Origin of the sequence: Microcoleus sp. AT9b-C3 (genome assembly GCF_036705485.1) — a bacterium.
Taxonomy (GTDB): domain Bacteria; phylum Cyanobacteriota; class Cyanobacteriia; order Cyanobacteriales; family Microcoleaceae; genus Microcoleus.
Map to the genome: position 1 here is coordinate 1 of NZ_JAUBUR010000105.1, position 1625 is coordinate 1625.

1 protein-coding gene is annotated in these 1625 nt (G+C 37.5%); it reads left to right on the forward strand.

The annotated features are described in order from the left end of the window. Positions 1-101: 101 nt before the first annotated feature. Entirely contained in the window at positions 102-1139 is a 1038-nt protein-coding gene (locus QUB77_RS31535) for a DUF4238 domain-containing protein (RefSeq protein ID WP_333180930.1), read from the forward strand. The last annotated feature ends 486 nt before the right edge of the window (positions 1140-1625 follow it).

Consider the following 1625-nt stretch of genomic DNA (forward strand, 5'->3'; position numbering starts at 1 on the left):
GGAGCGGAATGAAGCGAAAGCTTCACGTTCCGTTCTGAAGGAGAGGTAGGGGTAGAAATGCCCCTATCGACTCTAACTAATCTTTATTGGTGCTAAACCGTATGTCAAATGTTAAAAATCAACACTATGTACCTCAATTTTACCTAAAGTATTTTACTAACCCACAAGAAAAACTGTGTACTTTTGATAAATTTGAAAATAAAATGCTCCCATTTACTAACGCCAAAAATTTAGCGTGTGAAAAATATTTTTATGATTTTCCTCAACCATCTGGCACTAAAGAGCGCCAACAACCGATGGAAAAGTGGTTCTCAGAACTTGAAACAAAAGCTTCTAAGTTTATGAATCATATCCAGAAGAAAATACAAGGCATCCGCAGTCTGAAGCCCTCAGAAAAAGTGGATCATCTTCAAGTTTTAACTCAAGACCAGAAGCTGGATTTAGCATATTGGGTAGCCGTTCAATCTCTCCGTACAAAAGATTTCAGAGATTTTTCAAACGAGTTTTGGCAAAAAACTCAACCATTCATACCCCATATAGTAGAAGAAGTAGAAGATGAATTATCAAGACGCCTCAATAAGTTTGAAGAAGACAATTTTATTAAGGTTGACGAATCAGTGGCTAATGAAATAAAAAAAGACAGACTTAATCACTGTATGTCTACATTATCATACTTGGAAAATGATGGTATGCCTATCACACAAGCAAAATTTATTTTTGATCATTGCAAAGAGCTTGCAGAGATTCTTTTAAATCATATTTGGTTGATAGGAGTAAATAGTACAGATAAACTATTTTTTACATCCGATAATCCAGTTGTAATGGCTCCCCATTTAGAGTCAAGTGGTTATTCTTCAGAGGGAATCGAGGTAGTATTTCCTATTAACAGTAAGCTGATCCTAATCATGTTGGAAAAGAAATATTTCCGGCACAAGCTAAACCTGGAGCGAACATTAGTTCCTCTAACAAGGGAATATGTGCTTGACTACAACCGCCTTCAGGTACTCCAGAGCTCTAGGTTTATTTTTAGTCAGAGCGATGATTTTGCTTTAGTTGAAGAGATTTGCAATACTAATCCCGATGTTTGCTCGAATAATAGAGAAAGGCTTCAATTAAAACTCAACTCCTCCCCAAAATGAGGTTGAGAAAGCGATCGCGCTTTTGGTGAAGTGAAAAGGGCGATCGCTCCTACAGCCACTATAGTTGTAAGAACCATGCCATAACCTTTCGCTTCACCCATCACTGATACCTTATTGGTTCCAACAGACAACCTTAATGCGATCGGGTGCAAGCGGGTTGTTAGGTTCCCTGTACCTCTCGGTTATTACGAACCGAGTAACTCCAACCCCTATTGACATATCCTTTACTTTCCTTACTTTTTCTACTTTCAGTTGTCTCCTCTGAAAAATCGATTATCAATTCATCTTCGTTTTGGTGAGTTCGGGCCTCATAATACTCAGCAGCAAAACGATTTAGCACATTATCATATGTTATAAATTTCTTTTGTCTGTCAACAGCAGTCGCCAGTATTAAGATGTCATTGATAGTGTTATACCAATTTTATGTGAAGTTGCATATAATAGAGAGGTAGCGTTGATGGTGCGTTTTATGGCTCGTATTTTAAA

Coding starts and splice junctions, on each gene's coding strand:
- QUB77_RS31535 (WP_333180930.1), top strand. CDS start 102: ATGTCAAATGTTAAAAATCAACACTATGTACCTCAATTTTACCTAAAG.